Here is a 17,813-nt window from a genome sequence, read left to right as displayed (position 1 = left end):
GGGAGCTTTTGCCCCCGCACCGTCTAAAATCTATATTTCGTTATCTACTTTCACGAGTTTTCCCATGACAAGAAAGCGTCCTGTGCCGCCCGGCGTACAGGTAGAAAGGGTCAGTACCTTATCGCTGCAGGTCACAGTCACATCACTTTCCACCGCAGAACGTTCCTTCATAGCTGTAAGCCAGGTAGTATAAGCACCGTCATCCTTCCAGGAAAGCTGCCAGGGAGAAGTTTTACTGCCGGATTCTTCCGGTTTTGCTGCAAATGCCGTAAAGATCTCCATGACATAACCCCCCTTCGGAGTAACGAGATACATCTGCCTGTGAGTATCAAAGTAACTTTGTTCATCGTACCGGTTCAGCAAGGCAAACATGGAACCATCCCGCATATTATGACCGTAAATGATCGTATTGCGGTCTGAAAAATCTGCCCGGTTTTCATAGTCGGCAAACAGGCAGCCAACCTTGTTATAGGTCCCGTCATAAAGATGGTTCAGGTAATACTCGTTGTTGTCGGTCTGCGTCACCGGATAATTGAGCACCGTATCAGGAAGAGAAAGCCATCCGATGATGTCCGGTCCATTTTCACGGAGCGTTTCAAAGTCTACCGAAGGCAGGACAATATCGGTATCGTCCCGTTTTGGTTCTGTCGGATCGGGTGCCGACTCCGGGGAAGCTGTCTGCTCCGGCACTTCCACATATCCGGCAAGATCTCGATAGGCATCTTTACTCTCAGCATACTGGTTCAAGTCACGGAACACCAAAAAACCGCTGCCAAGAGCCACCAGAACGCAGAGTGAAAGGACAGAAACCCCGACAGCCGTTCTTTTCAGGGAAGTCCTGCTGTATTTTCCCTTTTTGAAATAATACACAGCAAATACGCTGCCGCCGATCAGTGCGGCTGCCAGCAGTCCGCCATACAGGAAAATATACGGATCATCCCCGGTCTGCGGTACCGGCTTTTGAGGGGTGGAAGGATTGGAGGGAACAGAAGGCTTTTCCGGGTTCTTTGGGTTATCCGGCTTTTCCGATTTTTCATTAAAGAACTGGACCGTAGATGTCTGATCTGCCTTGATCTCCACCGTAGCGGCATCAGGAATGATGTAATCCTTGCTTGCCCGGTTTGCAACTTCTGTTACGGTATAAATACCGACACGAAGGCCCTTAACTTCAATCACGCCGGATTTTGGAGTGGTGAATGTCTCGCAGTAGGAGCCGTCCGCACTCTTAACCTCGATGGCAAAACCATCTTTGCGCCCGTCGCTGGAATCCTTTGTGATCTTTAAGTTGCCGCGGTAAGCCTCATTGGTAAATCCGTGCCCGGCTTCTCCATTTTCCACAACTGCGACCTGTCCATCTTCTGTGATGGAAAAATAGTAAGCGTTTGAGTCAGGCTGATAGCCCTCCGGCGCTTTGCTTTCTTTGATAAAGTAGCCGCCAGCCAGAAGGTTTTCCGCCGTATGATAGCCTGCATCGGTTTCTTTCAGCGTACCGATCTTTTGATCGTCAGGATCATATTCCTGGTTGGCGTTGGAATCCGCATACAGGTCGAACACTGCACCGGGCAGGAAGCGCAGGAAAGAATTCTTGTCTTTCTTATCCTCCTTTTCCACAGGGGACGGTTCCTCCACAGCTTCGGTTTTAGTTACCTGCACACTGCCGCGGATCAGGGTGTTTTCCACACGGATCTCGATATGCTGTCCGTCTGCACCGATATATACATGGTGCTGCTGCGGGCTTACCGTATAAAGGTCAGGGGCAGAGATCTCCTTGACGATCCAGTGTCCGTAAGGAATGTTCTCAAAGGAAAAACTGCCGTCTTTTCCGGTAATAGCAGTAAGCAGCGCATTTTCTTCAGTAAATTCTTCGGTATCAGGTCTAAACAGACCCATGAGCGCACCGGCAAGCGTGACATCCTCGCCGCCTTCCGGGTTTTCCCCGACTTTTACACCGTCTACACGCCCACGGAGAAGTTCATTGGAAACAGCCTCGCCTTCATTGACAAGGATCTGTACCAAGGCGGTTTCCTGACCAGCATACTCAAAGACAACCGGATATTCCTGATTCGAAAGGATATAGGCGCCGTTGGTTGTGCGTTCCTTGACATAATAGCTGCCAAAAGGCAGGTCGGAAGCGAAGGAAGCGCTGTAACCGCCGGATTCCTCAGACGAAACAGAGACCACTTCCAGAAGTCCACCTGCCGGGATTACGCTGCCATCTGCCGCCGTCAGGTCTGCGGAAGCATAAAGTCCAAAGGAAATATCCTTATATTCCTCGTTCATGCCAAGACCGAACAGGTCATCGGTCTCCATTGCCTTGAAAAGTGTGACATCCACTTTCTGGCGTTCGTCATAAAGACCGGCCGCTGTCTGTGTAACCTCTACGGTCTCACCCGCATAGGTCAGTTCCACATATTCCGGTTGAGGATTCAACACACAGCCGGAAGGCGCCTGACGTTCCTCCAGACGATAACGGCCAAGATAGAGAGACCCGCTTTTCGCTGTGCCGTCCTCGCCGGTCGTAAGTGTTTCCACAACCGTATCTTTTTCTGCCCGCAAGGTACCGTCACCGGTATAAATATCTTCATCTGCGATCACATCATAGACCGCTCCAGGAAGTCCGGCAACCTCATATACCGGTTGGTACAGTCCGTCGTTTTCCTGGACAGAAGCAAATACTTCTCCGGTCTTTGTGATGGTAAGCTGGCCTTTCTGCGGCATATTGTACTGAGTGACCGTCACAACCGCCTCGCTGCCGTCAATGGTAAACGGTACCGGCTGATCGGAAAGCACATAGCCATAAGGGGCAGCCACCTCATAAAGTTCATAATCCCCGGCGGCCAAAGGCTCCGGCAGCATCAGCCAGCCCTCGTCAGAAACATAGAAGGTATCCAGTGTTTCCGGGTTCGGATAGTAGACGGTCTGGGTGATAAATTCCCCGGTGGAAAGATCCTTGATCTGAAAACCGGTTCCGGTCACAGGGATAATCTTTCCGGTCTCTGCGTCACATTTTTCAACTTTCAGACGGGCTGTGATGGTGCGGTTGTTCAGGATATAGCTGTAAGTCTTTCCGTCAGAGGAAATGAATACCGTAAAGTCCGGGACAAAGGCTTTGCCTTCCTCGCCTGCGATCTGATGGACCGTATAATGTCCATAAGGAAGCGGTTTACTGGAAGCAAAACCATCCGCATCCGTGGTAAGAAGGTCACGTTCACTTTCCTTTGCCGCGTCATAGCTCCCGGCTGCCTTTAAGTAAACTTCAAAGACTGCGCCTGCTTCCGGGCGTTCGATGATACCAGCATTGGGATCGTCGGTATTTTCGCCCTCAGGCACATCCGGGTCCAGGTCATCGGTGTGCTTGACAAGCTGGATATTTCCGTAAATAACCGTTTCCGTCACCTGATTTTCTGTGGTATTGAGTTCCACTTCATACAGGGAAGGGGATGCACCCACTTCATAAATGGTTTCATTCAGAAGATACCCGGTGCTCGGTTCGATTTCCCGGATCGTCCAGCCATCCCCGCATACATAATAGCGGGTCATAAAGCTGCCATCCGGTCCGGTAGTATAAGTGTCGATCAGTTCGCCATCACGGAAGATCCCATAGGCCGCCCCTGCAAGCGTGGCATCCCCCTGAGCATTTCCGGTGTCAGCATCACTCTTTACCACATGGACGCGAAATTTCTTCAGAATATTGCTGAAATGTACCGAAGAAGTCTGCCCGCTTTCAATGGTCACGTACTGTGCGGAAGGGGTCACATAGCGGTCCACCGGAAGTTCTTTTACCAGATAGGTTCCCGGCAGGAGCTTCTTTTCAATCTGGCCGTTTTCTCCGGTCGTAACTTCCTCATTGACTTCATTTCCCAAAATGTCCGTACCGGAGATATGGAAGGTGATACCGGAAACAATGCCGTCCTCACTGGTCTTGACAAGTTTTGCGGTACCGTAAGTTTCCGTTTTGAATTTTACAAAGAAGGAAACCGGATCGCTGGCGCCGGTCATCATGGTCTGGTAGCCGGGTCTGCCCCAGATCAGCATGTCGTTTGCCACCGGGATATTCTTTCGGAATTCAAACAGCACCGGGTCCATCATCATCTGCCTGCTGGTAAAGGTGTATTCATTTCCGTTTCTTGTCACAGAAACGCCGCTGCCTTTCAAAGCCTCCAGATCGATCTTCAAGTTATTGGTATCTGTGACCGTCAGGGTATAGACCTTTTTTTCTACATCCCATTTCAGTTCCAGTTCCGGTGCTTCGCTTTTCTTAGAAGAAGTAAAGGAAGGTACTGTGGAATGGGAAGCGACCTGTGCAAGAATCCAGTCATAGGCTTTTTCTGCCGGTCGTCCGGCGATCACGCTGAAATACTGGTCGGCGTCTGCGTGGCCGTTTCCGTGGCGGCTGTACGGATCGCTTCTAAGTTGCTGCTGGTATTCCCAAAGGATGATCTGGGTTGCCATCTTATAGTCATCCTCGTTGATTCCGGAAACAGGGAGCGCCGCACCGGGTTTCCAGCCATAGATCGCAGTCAGGGTGATCCCCCTCCTTGCCTCGGCAGGAAGCAGGTTCAGGTATTGGCTGTTGGTCCCGCTTTCCGAAACATAGGTATTTTCCGAAGTATGGTAAGGAATCCCGCTCTCCACACAGTAAACCTGGTGGCTGATCCCGTCAGAATCCGTCAGCATATAGTGCCGGTAAGCATTGCCCCCGGAACTGGTGTGTACATCGATGGTTCCGTCTGCATGGTAGGCAAGATAGGTGTAAGGCGCCGGGGCACGGTAGTGGTTCCCATCAGAGCCCACATACTGGTCGCCCAGCCAGGAGCTTGCCGTCTGTCCGACAGACATGGCAAAAGCCTGAGCCGGAAGAAGCCCCAAAATGCTTGCCATACAAAGCAAAAACGCCAACAGCTTGCGAAAGCCGCGGCGTCTGGTTATGATATGTTCCATGAAAAAATCCTCACTTTCATAAAATCTAAAAGGACAGCCTTATTTGCTGTCCTTGTCGTCAAAATCATCCTCGGAAAGATATTCCGGTTCCCCGTATGCCTCATCCGGGTCAAAGCCTTCGCCATAACCGTCATCCTCAAATTCCGCATCGTCCTCGGCCTGCTGTTTCGGACGCACGATTTTTACATAGTAACCGATCCCGCCGACCGCAAGTAAGGCAGCAAGGATAAACAGGATCGTGCCGACGCTGCCGGTTTCTTTCTTCGGCTTTTCCGGTTCTGCCGGTTTTTCAGTTTCCGCCGGCTTTTCTTTTCCTTTGCAGCCATTTAAGTCATTTTTGCAGACCGGACAGCCGGTATTAACCTTTCCTGCCTCACATTTTTCTGTGCAGTTACAGCTTTCTTCCTGGGGGATCATGCTCATGCTGCCATTGTTCTTTTCTGCAAGTGCCATCAGGTCGGACTCTGTGACGCCGTTTAAGAAGTAGACATTGTTATCTTCCCGTTTCCCGTCGATCACCAGATAAAAGACATTGCCCGCGTCCGTAGTGATGGTGTAAAACTGTTTTTCCCCATCCGTACCGCTGATGTTGTCCTGTACCGTTCCGGTGCCTTCCGGGGTAAATGCACCTTCCGGGATCGCAGAAGTATTTTCCTGCTGTCCGGTACTGTTATCTGAACCGGAAGAATTTCCGCCGCCGGAAGGGGTTGCAGCGTTTGAGCCGGAAGGTTTTTCTTCCTTAGGCGGTTTTGTCTGTGTACCGGACGGACTCTGGGGTGCTGTCGTAGCAGGTTTCTTTTCAGGAGCCGGTTCTTTGTAATACGGATTATCCAGCTTTACCACATCAGAACGGTTGCCGGCATAATCTTTTGCGTATATGCTTACCTGTTTTTCTGTTCCGGCATAATCTTTCAGTGCGACCGACGCTTTCCCGTCGGTGAGGGAGTTGATACGGTTTTCATCAACAAAGACCGCCTCCACGCCGGATAGATCGTCACTGCTTTCTATTTTCAGGGCATCGCCCTCCATGGAAGCAGTCAGCGTTGGCGGTGTGGTGTCTTTGGAACCGCCGGCATGAGCTGTTACAGGTAATGCGCTGACACTTACAAGAAGCGTAAGCGCCAGCAGCAGGGAAAGTTTTTTAAGCCTCATGCACATCCTCCTTCTCCTGCGGTAAAACAGTTTCCGAAGGGGCTGCCTGCTGTGATTTCAAAAAATCCGCAAGCTGCTGGGGCGTCAGTTTGAAACTGCGCGCCACCGCTACATAATCGGTATTTTCCAGCTCTGTTTTCTGTTCCTCCAGCTTATGGAGCTTTGCCTGCATTTCCGCAATCTTTGTTTTGGTCTTTTCAATTTCCTTTTCCAGTTTTTCAATTTTAGGATTCAATTTATTACCTCCAATCTGTTAAGGCAGACGCCCAAATGTATAAAAATGCTGCTGCCAGTAGCTTGTATTGATGTTTGCATAAGAAATCGGGTCTCCACAGTGGATCATCATTCCATTTCCCACATAGATCCCTACATGGCTTGCGCCGCTGGTGTTGTAGGTCCCCTGGAAGAAGATCAGGTCGCCCGGTTTTGCATCCGCACTTGATACCGGCGTACATACACCTAAAAGACCATCCGCGGTCAGCCTTCCGAAATTCCAGCCAACGCCGCAGTTGTTGATCACCCAGGACACATAGCCGGAACAGTCAAAGGAAGTGGAAGGGCTTGCGCCTCCCCATACATACGGATAGCCAAGATATTTTTCCGCCTCGGCCATCATTGCGGCAAACTGTTCATCCGCAAGGGCTTCCGGTGGAATGTCATAATCGAAGTAGTTTCCTGTGCCGCCTGAACCAACTTCCGGCAGGTGCCGTTCGCTGGTATCGCCGGTATCGGCAAAATACAGGGGATTCAAATACTGGCCGTCAACCAGGACTTCTAAGTGCAGGTGGGCCCCGGTAGAATTTCCGGTATTCCCGACCTTTGCAATCACATCCCCGGCTTTGACCTCCTGCCCGGCAGAAACAAGGATCTGGGAACAGTGCCCGTATTTGGTCGTCAGGGTATGTCCTTCGTATGCCTCGCCTTCAATAGCGACACACAAGCCATAACCGCCGGCATTTCCCGCAAGGGTGACCGTTCCGTCATGCCCGGCAAGGATCTCTGTGCCCTCCGGCATCCCGATGTCCACACCGGTGTGATAGTTCTTTTCCCCACTGATGGGATGTACCCGGTAGCCGTAATAACTGGTCACATAAGGGAGCCAGTTGGTGCCAAAGACATTTTTGACATACTGGCGGTTTCCTTTTGTCTGCAGCAGGATCTCGCAGATCTCTTTCTGGTCTGCGTTCATCCGGGAAACGACCAGGTTTTCTAGAGGTGTGACTGTGAGCTTGACATTTAAGATGCGCCATTCATAAGGCACTTCCTCCTGGGTTTCTTCCCCGGTTTCCGGATCAACGGAAGTTTCGGTGCGGTAACGGATCTCGGTTTCTTCTGAAAAGGACAGGGTATATTGTTCCTGGAAAAGCTGCCGCAGCACGCTTTCCACTTCATCGTAAGTAAATCCCTGATAAGCAGAAGTCAGATACCCCATCAGCACATACGGGTCATGCTCGATTGCGCCCAGGTTATACCGGTATTCGTCATAGCCGGGGCGGTCTGATTCCACCCGGTCTATTTCCATTTGCAGATCCGTTTCCCATTCGGTATAGGTAAGCTCCGCCTGGTTGATGTCCTGATCATCTGCAAGATAGGTAGAAGCAGCCAGACTTCCCAAACCGCCGGTCCCGATATTGGAGAACGTGGAAAACAGGGATGTGATCAGGAAAATTACCAAAAGGAGAAGCAGGAGGACAAGGCAGATTACAGGGTGCCGTTTGACCGCATGGACAATACCGACGCTGACCCTCTCTGTTGCGACTGCGGCATTTTTTGCCTGTTTCCCGGCTTCACGGGCAGCCTTGGCATACTGCCTTTTCAGTTTTTGTTTCTGCCATATCCGGGCAATCGCATGTTTCTTCAGCTCCGGGTGGTCGCTAAGAGCCTGCCGGTAAGCAAGTCTTGCGTTTGCTTTTGCTGATTTTTGCTGTAATTTCGCTGCCTTTCGGTAGGGGGCAGTTTTATGCCGGTGATATGCCGTGCGAAGCCCTGCCTCGCCCACAAGTTCAGAGCGGTGGGCTGCCTTGATGCCCACATTTTCATCCTCTGCCTCATAAATCTTTTTATGAGCGTAACCAATGGCAGTATTGGCGCCCGCCTTGACCGGACGCAGGGGTACAGGTCCTTTTACATGGACCTTTTGGGATTTGACCTCCTTTTCAAATTTTAAGTGTTTTTTGGCTTTTCCGGTCTCCGGGTCGGAAACCGTCTCCATGCGCAGTTTCTTCCGGGCAGGTAGACGATTTTGCGCCTGCTCTGCTTTTTGTGCAGTCCGTTCCGCCTTCCGTTTTGCATGGGTGAGCTTTTTATCCTTTGTCTCCGGCGGTAGTTCATCCGCAGTAAATTCCAGCTTGGATGTTTTCGGCGGTTCGCTATCCATACCCTTTTCCTTCTGCGCTGCCTGTTCCTCCGCCTGTGCCGCTTCCTGAAAACGCTGCTGATATTTGTTCCCATGCTGGTGTGTTCGGTAACGGTGTTCCTGACCGGATCTGTCTGTGCCGTTCGGTGGGGCTGAGCCTTCGGAAGAAGGAGCATATTTTCCGGTATCATGGTCTGTCACATCCTCTGTTACAAAAGAACGCCTGGAAGCCTCCTGCCGGAAATTGCTTCGCACGTTGTCCTGTATCGGGGGCGCTGTCCTGGTAGCATCCGGTGTCTCAAAGTGTTCCGAAAAACCATCCAAAGCGGTTGCATACGCTTCGCCCTGTTCCAGCAAGGACGCCGGTGTTTCCGGTGACAGATGGGAAAATTCCGTCTGTACAGGGATGTCCTGCCTGTGTGTCTTGCCGTTGACAGAAGAAGGGGTGTCCCGTGCCCTGCGCAGGTCAAAATCCTGTTCGGTCTGCCTGGCTGCCGGTTGATCCTCCCCGTGGGAATCACGCACCGGCATCCGGGTATCTTTGCGCCTCCTTTGAAATTCCCTGTCGTGTGCCATTGTTCTCACCTCCGATCCATTTTAATTTTTGTCTCACGCTTTGGTCCCCGCTACTTCATCCGGTCTTGTGGTAAGCACGCTGTACAAGAGTGTGTCCTTCGGGAAGTGGTCCACAAAGGGGATGATCACATTTCCAAAGAACAAAAGCCCCTCGCCGGGACCGGAATGGGTCACATACGAAAGCTGGTGCGGGGAGATTCCCAACTGCTTTGCCAAAATCTGACGGTCTCCCTGGGCCTGGTTGAGCATATAGATAAAGTCCGAGTTCTCAAAAATATTTTCGATCTCACGGGAAGCCAGAAGGTCCTTGACATTCTGCGTTAAACCTGATGGAATTCCGCCCCATTTACGGAAGCGTTTCCAGATCTCCACGCTGAAACTTCCTGTCTGCCCTTTCAAAAGAAGATGGAATTCGTCGATATAGAACCAGGTTGTTTTATGTTTGGAGCGATTGGCCGTGACACGGTTCCACACCGCATCCTGCATGATCAAAAGCCCGATTTCCTTTAAGGCTTTTCCCAGTGACTTAAGCTGGAAACACAGTACCCGGTGTTTATCCATCTGGATATTGGAACGGTGGTTGAACACGTTAAGGGAACCATTGACATAGATTTCCAGCGCCGTTGCGATATTCTGTGCCTCCGGTTCAGACTGTTTCAAAAGCAGCTCGTAAAGATCACCTAAGATCGGCATATTTTCCGGGCACGGGTCCTGCAGGTATTCCCGGTACACCAGTCTGGTACAACGGTCGATGATCGTCCTTTCAATGGGGGAAAGTCCTTCTTTGCCGCCGATGATAAGGTCACACAGCGACAGGATAAAATCACTTTTCAAAGTGATCGGGTTTTCATCATCGGAATAGTCCAGATTGATGTCCATCGGGTTGATGTAGTTCGTGGAAGTAGGGGAAATATCAATGACCTGCCCCTGGGAACCGAACTGCTGTACCAGCGGCCCATACTCATTTTCCGGGTCGGCGATAATGATGTCGTCCTCCGTCAGAAGGAACACATTGACGATCTCACGCTTGGCAGAGAAAGATTTGCCGCTTCCTGGGGTACCGAGAAACAGCCCATTGGGGTTTTTCAGCGTTTTTCTGTTCGCCATGATCAGGTTATTGGAAAGGGCGTTCAGGCCGTAATACAATGCCTCGCCCTCCTGGAACAGTTCACAGGTGGTAAACGGTACAAAGATCGCTGTGCTGCTGGTCGTAAGCCCGCGCTCAATTTCAATCTGGTTCGTACCAAGAGCAAGCGAGGACATAAGCCCCTGTTCCTGCTGGTAATCCAGCCGTTTTAAGGCACAGTTGTATTTCTGTGCCACACCCGAAGCGGCAAAAATATCATTGAACAGCTTCTGACGTTTGGCAGCGATATTTTCCACCAGTACCGTCACAAGGAACATGCGCTCATTGCGGCTCTGTAAATCCTGCAAAAGATTTTTGGCTTCTTCTCCATAGGTGGCAAGGTCGGTGGGAATGATGTCCATGTCATACCCAGATCGGACCGCTTTCTTTTGTTCCTCAATGGTCATTTTCTGCAGGTCCGACATTTTACGCTTGATGTTTCGGATCGCCTGCGCCTGGTCGATAGACTGGATATGCAGGTTGACGGTCACGGCGTCGTTTAAGTCAAGAAGATCCGCTAAAAGCCGGTCGGTAAGCTCCGGCGCCAAAATCTGCAAAAAGGAGACAGCACCGGAATGATCGCCTACCCGGAATGTCTTTCCATCCTTTGAAAAAGACAGCCCGGATGGGGAAATGAAGTCTTTGGTAGAAAGACCGGTCTTAGGCAGATCCGACCACTGGAAATGAAACTTTTCCTGGCCGTCCGGGTGAAGCTGGCTGTGAAGAAGCTCCAGACGTTCCAGTCCGTTTAAGGATCTTGCCTGGACTCCAAGGGTCTTGAAATTTGCCAGCACATCCGTTTCAATGCGTTCCAGACGCATTTTCGCAGTACGCAGGTCATCTGCCTCGATCCCAAAGGTAATGTATTTACGTTTGGTGAGACCGTTATTTCCTTTCTGCAACTGGTTCTTTAACATATCCCCGTATTCCCTGCGGATTCCGTCATACTCGTCGCCGCGGGGAGGGATGTCAATGCTTCTGGTAAAATCCTGCATATTGGCCCGCTGGTTGATAAAGGTAAGCTGCACATGGATCGAGGCGTCGAAGTAATTTAAGAAATCGCAGTAACCCTCGAAGATCTGTGCTTTATCATCTGCCTGTGCAAGCTGATAGTTAATATCAAAAAACTGCACCGTTTTGGTGTAAAGGGTATCAGTCAGCCGGCAGATCCCATCCCGGTACATTTCACGGTAGGGAATGCTCTGCTGGACCGTCTGCGGGGCATCTGCTTTCAGCCCGGCAAAAAAGCCGCCTTTTTTAGACGGCTTGGAACGGGCAGACTTAGTTTTGCCCTGCTTTGCATCGGCTCTGGTCTTTTTGGCCTGCCTGATGTTTTTTTGCAGACGCTTTTCCTGAGCTTCCTGCTGCTTGTTTTTTGGCAATCTTTGTAACCTCCTTCTTTGACATAGATTTATACAGGTTATCCGTCCTGTATGGACGGTCCTTCGGCCAGAGCTTATAACGGAGCCGGTTCTTCAAAATCTTTTCTGCCGGCTGCCCGTCACGCTCATACATGGCGAAGAAGAAAAAGGGCATCATCAGCCCGATCATCAAAAGTACAGCCGCCGAGTTCCCGATCGCCCCGCGGGTAAAGAAATACACCGGAAGGCCGACAAGCCCGGCAAGGCTGAAACAAATAAGCTGGCGCTTCGTCAGATTGAAGGCCAGCTTGGTCTTAACTTTGGTTAAATCCTTTGGTACAGGTACATAAGGCATCTATACACCTCCCATCGTAATATAGTTTCCGGTCCATTAGCGTGCACCAAAATCGCGTACCGCTTTCTCCGCAGCCGGACATTCCCGCACTTCCTGAGCCGCATTTTGCAGCCGTGCCAGGACAGAAACAGCCGGTCCTCTCTGACACAGGTATTCCTGGCTGTCTCGGATTCCGGCAATATTTTCCCGAATATCCATATCCACGTCGAATACATCCGAAACTGGCAAAAGCCAACGGTCTGCAAAGTATTTCAAAGGATTCTCAAGCGCCAGCACATCATCCAGCATTTCATCCCTGAACTCAAACTTTGTTGTCAGATAGGAATACGCCTCCTGCATGGCTGTAATTTCAGCAGCTTTTTCAATTAAGGATTCCTTATCCTTTGACATAAGGCTTTCCCGGTAGGCAAAGTAATTCTGTCCCAGTCGTTTCATCAGGAGCGTATATTTGTCCTGTGCGGAAGGCTCGCTTGTGAAATGTTCAAATTTTTGCTCTGCATCAATTTCTTTGAGAAGATCGCAGATCGGGAAACTGTGTTCATGGTTATTTTCTTCCCAGCACCATCGGGCTACATCCAACGGGTCCTGAAAAGAAAGAAGTGCCTCTACTTCCGCCGGAGTAAATACATGCTCAACCTTCAGATAATAGTGGAGTTCCGAAAGTCCCTGCAACTCGTAAATGCTGCCGATGTTCTGTGCATCCAGCATATCCGCATGAACCTTCAAACACTCGTCCAGCCGTTCCATAAGCAGCCGCTTTGCATCTTGTTCTATCAAAATCACCCCTTTCGCTCCGGCATAGTCAGCGTACAGTTCACTTCATTGCCCCATACATCCCAGCCGGGAGTCTTTTGTCTTGCAAACAGTTCCACTCTGGGCTGATCGCCCATGAGTTTTACGATCTTATCCCGCACCTCGTCCGGTTTCTTGCTGTGCTGCTCAATATGGGAGATCACAAACTGATGGATTCCCGCACACTGGCGTTTCGGACGGCCTCTGGTTGCCAGCAGGCAGACCTCCGCGTTTGAGCGGGTCCAAAAGCCCATGCCATAAAACCAGCTATCCGCTTTCCGGTTCTGTTTGAGCCATAGAAAAGCCAGCGTTTTATATTTGAACCCCCAGGCGTCGATCACCCGGAAGGCTTCATTGAGCTGTGGGAAGGTCGCCCACAGAAAGAGGGCGCTGTCTTTTGCGGCAAGTTCCGATACCGGCAGGGCACAGATTTCTTCAATGCTCATTGTGGGGTAATGGTTTTCCGCAACGCCGCTTCCATGTTTCCTGTCATAATGCCAGGGCGGATCGGCATAGATAATGCCGTACTGTTTCGTTTCCGGCATTAGCGAGCCTGCTCATTCTTAGATGGGGCAGGTTTAGTCGGCTGTTCTTTGACCTTACCGGCATTTTCCTTCAATGCACCGGTCAGGGAAGGCTTTTCCGCAGCTCCCTTTGTTGCTTCAAGAGTTGCCTGCAAATTTTCAATAGCCTGCCCGTACCCATCGATCAGGGCATCGTTGAGCTGCTTGCGGAACTCTGCCGTAACCGGCCAGCAGACATCTTTCCAGTTGCCTCCCTTATCCTGGGTTGCGGGCATATTGACATACAGCCCCTTTTCACTGGAACAGATACGGAAACCGTCAATCTTAAAGCATCCGCCAATCGTAACATTGGCAAACGCCAGCAGGTTTCCCATTGGGGCGATTGGACGCACGCGGACATCCAGCTTCATGCCGTTTGCCATTTCCGGCGTCTGTGTCTCCGGCGCCATTTTTTCTGTATTGGTTTTACTCATATATAAAATCCTCCTTTTTAGAATTGGTTTTGTTCATGCTATCTTGCATTAAATATGGATTTGGATAACGAACCTGTCTTAAACAGGGCAAAGGCCAGCAGCACCGTATAACCCGCCGTTCCCCAGATCGCGCCGTGCACATCGCCGGACGATGGGATAGACTGGACCAGCACTGCATAAATGGCAACACAGATCAGGATCAAAAAACCCTGAAAACCCAGGGCAAAAAGGGAACGCAGATACCCAGTTCCCATTTGTCCCCATTCCCGGTTTGCCATTGTGGAAAACGGGATCGGTGCAAGGCTCACGGTTAAATAAATCTCGATCATACGGCCATATACAATGACAAAGATCACGATGGACAGTACCCACATACACAGATTGATGATGTTGGTTTCCAGCCACAGTCCAATCAGTTCCCACATTCCCATTGCTTCAAGCTGGGTTTCCAGATCAGACAACGCCGCCTGCACATCCAGGTTCCCGTTTATGACACCGGCACTTTGCGACACCACATTTTGGGCCACATCAAAGACCGCCATCACAATCGTAAAACAGTTGGTGAGCAGGTAAGTGGCAACAAAAGTCTTGAAAATCCACTTGAAGATGTTGAATGTATCGAATTCGTGCATGTTGTTCTTTTCGAGAATCATCTGGATCAGTTCATACACAAGAACAAAGGTAAGGATCATGCCCGCAATGGGAATGACGACGGTTTCCGAAAGATTCTGGATCATGGAAAACACGCCGCCATTCCAGCCCTGCGGGGTCTGTCCTACCTGATTTGCCACATCCGCAACCTGGTTGTTGACGGAGTTGAAAATACTGGTGTACTGTCCGGTGATCGCATCGATCAGGCCCTCTTTAATCCAGTCTGTTATCCATTCAAACAGACTGCCCATAAGTCAGCCCTTAACCGAACAGGCCGGAAAGCAGCGGGATCAGCGTTGCACCAACCAGAGCGATACCTCCGCCTGCCATAAGCTGCTTGATCCCCTGGGATTTTGCACCTGGGTTATCATTTCCGTAACCTTCGAGAAGGTTTACAACACCCCATGCGCCCAGACCTGCGCCCAGGGCGATCACAAGGATCTTCAAAGTATCAATCGCGCTTGCAAAAAATGCCATAATGTTCCTCCTTTAATTTCAGAAATTTTAATTTGTGATATGGCCGTATCAGGCCGGAAACAAAAAAAGCCGCCGCACTGTTTTTAGAAAAAATCTGTTTCAAACAGCACGGCGGCATGGGGCAGGAAAAATCCTGCGGTTATTTACTTTTCAGGGAGAATCACGAATCCTCAAAAAATCCTCCTTTCATCGTGACAAAAACAAAGCCTGCCAGGGCGTCATGCTTTGACAGGCAGGAACAACTTTATAAAGTCTGGGAAGCCAGATCTTCGGCTGTGACTTCATAATTGCGGTATCGTTCACCGGGACGCATCGGCATCCGGGTAGAAAGAAACTTTTCGATATTAAAAGCGTTCTTCTCATTAAAATCGGAAAGCAGTTTGTAATTTGGGTGTTTGGTTATATCGTATTTCCGGGAGAGGAACGGCCGCACACCCCTGATCTGCAACAGACATTTACCCCCGTCCATGACTGCCAGTTCATCCACCGACATCAGATCCTTTCCCAGCTTTTGAAAATTTTGTCCGTGGGATTCCTGATTGCCCTTTGTGACACTGGTGTTATACAGGTCGATGGTCTCTTTCCCCAATAGGGAGTTCCAGCTTTTTAAGGTGGTTTCTTCTTTGCCTCCTAAGAAAAGGGAGGCGTCACAGTTACCGATGATGGTGTCCATGTTGTCTTTATACAGGGCTTTGAGTTGGCTTTGCGCCTGCAGCACCAGGCAGGCAGAGATCTCACGGCTTCGGATGGTCGCCATAAGACGCTCCAGGTTCGGGATCTGCCCGATATTTGCCGCCTCGTCGATCAGGCAGCGCACATGGATGGGAAGCCTTCCACCATATACATCATCCGCCCGCTCACACAAGCGGTTAAACAAAATGGAATAGATCAGACTGATCAAAAATGCAAAGGTCCCGTCCGTGTCACTCATAATAAGGAAAAGAGCAGTCCGTTCATCTCCCAGCATATCCAGATCCAGTTCGTCATACATGGTAATTTCCCTGACTTCTTTAATGTCAAAAGGAGCCAGTCTGGAAGCACAGGAAATAAGGATCGACTTGGCTGTTTTTCCGGAGACGAATTGTCAAGGACTTTTTCATCAAATTCACAAAAAATCCACAAAAAAGGTGCCAGAAGCACCGTATGGCTCCTGACACCTCGTTTGATAGATTACATTTTTCCGTTCAGCAGGTCTTTGCAGAGATACGCATAGTCTGGCAGCTGGTTGATATATGGCTCCCAGCGCCGCTTGATTTCGGCTAATTCCAGCGGGTCAGCTACTTCCAGTGCATGATCGTTGCCCGTCATATACAAAACATCCGTAGCAACATCGTCCAAACACCTGCCGCAGAGATCGGCAGCTGATTCTATCCTGATACCGGTATCCACATAAAGCGGATTTACGCCAATCGCCAGCCAAACATAGCCTACCTTGTCCGACCAGAGCAGTTCAAAATCAGGGCTTTGCCGCAGATGTTCCGCAAAGACCTCCTTTACTCGTTCAATTTCATGCTTCTCTTTTTCTGTGTAAAGCATTTTCGTGTCCTCCTTGACAAAAATTTTGGTGCGTACCATCATCAGTTTAGCACAAGGTGGCTTCGTTTATCAGTCTATCACATCTGCTGAATTTCATTTTTGAGCATACGCTTGATTTTATCGCTCATGGTTTCTGTGCTGGTATTGCTGAAATGGACATGAACCTTGTAGGTTGTCTTACCGATTTTCTTTACCATCGCTGGCGTGTTTTCCGGCGCTCTGGACGCAGTAGCGGCGTCTGCCACCTGCATAGTACGGGGTTCTCTGTTCATGGCGCTCCTTTCTCCGAACGGGTCTGTGCCGCCCGGTAAAAAATCAGTCGTGCTTACTGCTTACAATGTCTTTTGCTGCCTGTCGGGTAGCACCGGCATTTTCTTCCCTGAAATTCTTCCCGTCAAAAAGAATCGGCGCACACCGTTCCAAAATACGGTCATAGATACGGGCGTGGGCCAGATCAGGCGGGTTTTTCAGCTCGGACAGTTTCAAGTTTGTTGTGATAATCATGGGCCTGCGGCTGCGATAGCGGCTGTCGATGACGAAAAACATCTGCTCCATAGCATATTCGGTACTGCGCTCTACACCCAGATCGTCAATGATAAGCAGGTCGTACTCATCAAAGCTGGCGATAAAGTCGGCCCTGTCCTCGGAAAACATCCCCGTCAGGCGGTTCAGGATGGTGGGGAAGTTCGTCATCAGCACCGGCACATCCCGGTCAAGCAGGGCGTTGGCAATACAACCGGCGAAAAAGGACTTGCCGGTTCCCACATCCCCGAACAACAGCAGGCCGGTGTTGTTTTTATATGCCTCCTTCCAGTTCTCAACATAGGCGTGAGCCTTGTCCATCAATGGGTTTTGCCCGTTATCATTGGAAAATGTGTAGTCATAGAGATAACGGTCTTGCAAGCCCTGTGCCTTTCGGCGTTTGATACGCTCCATGCGGCGCTGCCGTTCTTCAGCAGCCTTGCGCTGCTCCTCAGCCTCCCGCTGGCACTGGCAGATGCAGCGCGGCATAAAGTAGCCAGATTTCCCAAAGCATGGCACAACGGTCTGCCTCTGGCCGCCGCATTTCTTACAGTGAATGAGCCCATCTGACGGGTCTATATACTCGTCCTCAGCCAATTCCACACCGGCAGCTGCCTTGTCGATGAACGCCCGGATTTCTGCGGTAATCTCAATCATACAGTTTCATCCTCCTTTACGCTGTAATCCCGGTTGCGTGAGGGTGTGACAGTTTTTTTAGCGTCCTCACCGGCCCAGCGCCGGATGGTTGCTGCATGGCTCTGATAACGCTTGCCGGTAGAAGCCATGTACTCGGACAGCTTTTCAATGTACTGTTCCCATACAACAGGAAAACTGGCCTGCAAGTCTGCCAGTTCCTCGTCCGTCAGGAAAACATTCTGGTAACGGCCATAGGCGCGGGCGGAGCGTCCCTTCTCTATCTCTCTCTTTATATCTATCTCTTTCTCTAACTCTATCTCTATCTCTGGTGGACG

General features: G+C 50.4%; 14 protein-coding genes and 2 pseudogenes. All 16 read right to left on the bottom strand.

Annotated features, from left to right (window positions below; all coding sequences use genetic code 11):
• Positions 1 to 30 precede the first annotated feature (30 nt).
• Positions 31 to 4,941 (bottom strand): class B sortase, encoded by a 4,911-nt coding sequence (gene srtB / locus DW677_RS11785; protein ID WP_117468866.1) that lies wholly within the window; start codon positions 4,939 to 4,941, stop codon positions 31 to 33.
• A 39-nt stretch (positions 4,942 to 4,980) separates the two neighbouring features.
• The gene (locus tag DW677_RS11780) at positions 4,981 to 6,093 is read right to left on the bottom strand and encodes a DUF4366 domain-containing protein (protein ID WP_117468867.1); all 1,113 of its coding nucleotides are present in this window, start codon (positions 6,091 to 6,093) and stop codon (positions 4,981 to 4,983) included.
• On the bottom strand, positions 6,083 to 6,328 hold the full coding sequence (locus tag DW677_RS11775) for a DUF4315 family protein (RefSeq protein WP_025577937.1): 246 nt from the start codon (positions 6,326 to 6,328) through the stop codon (positions 6,083 to 6,085). Before DW677_RS11775 ends, DW677_RS11780 begins: the two co-directional genes overlap by 11 nt.
• Before the next feature lie 18 nt (positions 6,329 to 6,346).
• Entirely contained in the window at positions 6,347 to 9,025 is a 2,679-nt protein-coding gene (locus DW677_RS11770) for a CD1108 family mobile element protein (protein ID WP_117468868.1), read from the bottom strand.
• A gap of 33 nt (positions 9,026 to 9,058) precedes the next feature.
• The gene (locus DW677_RS11765) at positions 9,059 to 11,335 is read right to left on the bottom strand and encodes a VirB4-like conjugal transfer ATPase, CD1110 family (RefSeq protein ID WP_117442489.1); all 2,277 of its coding nucleotides are present in this window, start codon (positions 11,333 to 11,335) and stop codon (positions 9,059 to 9,061) included.
• Positions 11,336 to 11,432: 97 nt separating this feature from the next.
• Positions 11,433 to 11,867: a PrgI family protein gene (locus DW677_RS11760; protein ID WP_071144312.1), complete on the bottom strand. Its 435-nt coding sequence runs from the start codon at positions 11,865 to 11,867 to the stop codon at positions 11,433 to 11,435.
• Between the two features lie 36 nt (positions 11,868 to 11,903).
• On the bottom strand, positions 11,904 to 12,650 hold the full coding sequence (locus DW677_RS11755) for a hypothetical protein (protein ID WP_242992163.1): 747 nt from the start codon (positions 12,648 to 12,650) through the stop codon (positions 11,904 to 11,906).
• Positions 12,647 to 13,204 (bottom strand): MT-A70 family methyltransferase, encoded by a 558-nt coding sequence (locus DW677_RS11750; protein WP_005361089.1) that lies wholly within the window; start codon positions 13,202 to 13,204, stop codon positions 12,647 to 12,649. The genes DW677_RS11755 and DW677_RS11750 overlap by 4 nt, the downstream gene beginning before the upstream one ends.
• The gene (locus tag DW677_RS11745; protein WP_064785871.1) at positions 13,204 to 13,656 is read right to left on the bottom strand and encodes a SpoVG family protein; all 453 of its coding nucleotides are present in this window, start codon (positions 13,654 to 13,656) and stop codon (positions 13,204 to 13,206) included. Before DW677_RS11745 ends, DW677_RS11750 begins: the two co-directional genes overlap by 1 nt.
• A gap of 38 nt (positions 13,657 to 13,694) precedes the next feature.
• The gene (locus tag DW677_RS11740; RefSeq protein ID WP_005361084.1) at positions 13,695 to 14,558 is read right to left on the bottom strand and encodes a VirB6/TrbL-like conjugal transfer protein, CD1112 family; all 864 of its coding nucleotides are present in this window, start codon (positions 14,556 to 14,558) and stop codon (positions 13,695 to 13,697) included.
• Between the two features lie 10 nt (positions 14,559 to 14,568).
• Positions 14,569 to 14,784, bottom strand: coding sequence for a Maff2 family mobile element protein (locus DW677_RS11735; RefSeq protein WP_005361081.1), 216 nt, complete (start codon positions 14,782 to 14,784; stop codon positions 14,569 to 14,571).
• Positions 14,785 to 15,028: 244 nt separating this feature from the next.
• A pseudogene (locus tag DW677_RS11730) lies at positions 15,029 to 15,859 on the bottom strand (TraM recognition domain-containing protein); the annotation flags it as partial.
• 95 nt (positions 15,860 to 15,954) lie between these two features.
• Complete coding sequence (locus tag DW677_RS11725) at positions 15,955 to 16,320, bottom strand: hypothetical protein (protein WP_117567351.1); 366 nt, start codon at positions 16,318 to 16,320, stop codon at positions 15,955 to 15,957.
• Positions 16,321 to 16,397: 77 nt separating this feature from the next.
• The gene (locus DW677_RS11720; RefSeq protein ID WP_015533371.1) at positions 16,398 to 16,592 is read right to left on the bottom strand and encodes a transposon-encoded TnpW family protein; all 195 of its coding nucleotides are present in this window, start codon (positions 16,590 to 16,592) and stop codon (positions 16,398 to 16,400) included.
• Positions 16,593 to 16,635: 43 nt separating this feature from the next.
• Positions 16,636 to 17,499, bottom strand: coding sequence for an ATP-binding protein (locus DW677_RS11715; protein ID WP_117567349.1), 864 nt, complete (start codon positions 17,497 to 17,499; stop codon positions 16,636 to 16,638).
• A pseudogene (locus DW677_RS18795) lies at positions 17,496 to 17,813 on the bottom strand (replication protein); the annotation flags it as partial. The gene DW677_RS11715 and the pseudogene DW677_RS18795, both read right to left, overlap by 4 nt.

Source organism: Clostridium sp. AM25-23AC (genome assembly GCF_003435125.1).
Lineage (GTDB): Bacteria > Bacillota > Clostridia > Lachnospirales > Lachnospiraceae > Pilosibacter > Pilosibacter fragilis.
This window is presented reverse-complemented; position numbering and strand designations above follow the sequence as displayed.

Excerpts from the sequence above, each read along its gene's own strand:
- srtB (WP_117468866.1), bottom strand. The coding sequence starts at position 4,941 with ATGGAACATATCATAACCAGACGCCGCGGCTTTCGCAAGCTGTTGGCG.
- DW677_RS11765 (WP_117442489.1), bottom strand. The coding sequence starts at position 11,335 with ATGTACCGGGATGGGATCTGCCGGCTGACTGATACCCTTTACACCAAA.
- DW677_RS11770 (WP_117468868.1), bottom strand. The coding sequence starts at position 9,025 with ATGGCACACGACAGGGAATTTCAAAGGAGGCGCAAAGATACCCGGATG.
- DW677_RS11725 (WP_117567351.1), bottom strand. The coding sequence starts at position 16,320 with ATGCTTTACACAGAAAAAGAGAAGCATGAAATTGAACGAGTAAAGGAG.
- DW677_RS11735 (WP_005361081.1), bottom strand. The coding sequence starts at position 14,784 with ATGGCATTTTTTGCAAGCGCGATTGATACTTTGAAGATCCTTGTGATC.
- DW677_RS11740 (WP_005361084.1), bottom strand. The coding sequence starts at position 14,558 with ATGGGCAGTCTGTTTGAATGGATAACAGACTGGATTAAAGAGGGCCTG.
- DW677_RS11715 (WP_117567349.1), bottom strand. The coding sequence starts at position 17,499 with ATGATTGAGATTACCGCAGAAATCCGGGCGTTCATCGACAAGGCAGCT.
- DW677_RS11760 (WP_071144312.1), bottom strand. The coding sequence starts at position 11,867 with ATGCCTTATGTACCTGTACCAAAGGATTTAACCAAAGTTAAGACCAAG.
- DW677_RS11750 (WP_005361089.1), bottom strand. The coding sequence starts at position 13,204 with ATGCCGGAAACGAAACAGTACGGCATTATCTATGCCGATCCGCCCTGG.
- DW677_RS11745 (WP_064785871.1), bottom strand. The coding sequence starts at position 13,656 with ATGAGTAAAACCAATACAGAAAAAATGGCGCCGGAGACACAGACGCCG.
- DW677_RS11780 (WP_117468867.1), bottom strand. The coding sequence starts at position 6,093 with ATGAGGCTTAAAAAACTTTCCCTGCTGCTGGCGCTTACGCTTCTTGTA.
- DW677_RS11720 (WP_015533371.1), bottom strand. The coding sequence starts at position 16,592 with ATGAACAGAGAACCCCGTACTATGCAGGTGGCAGACGCCGCTACTGCG.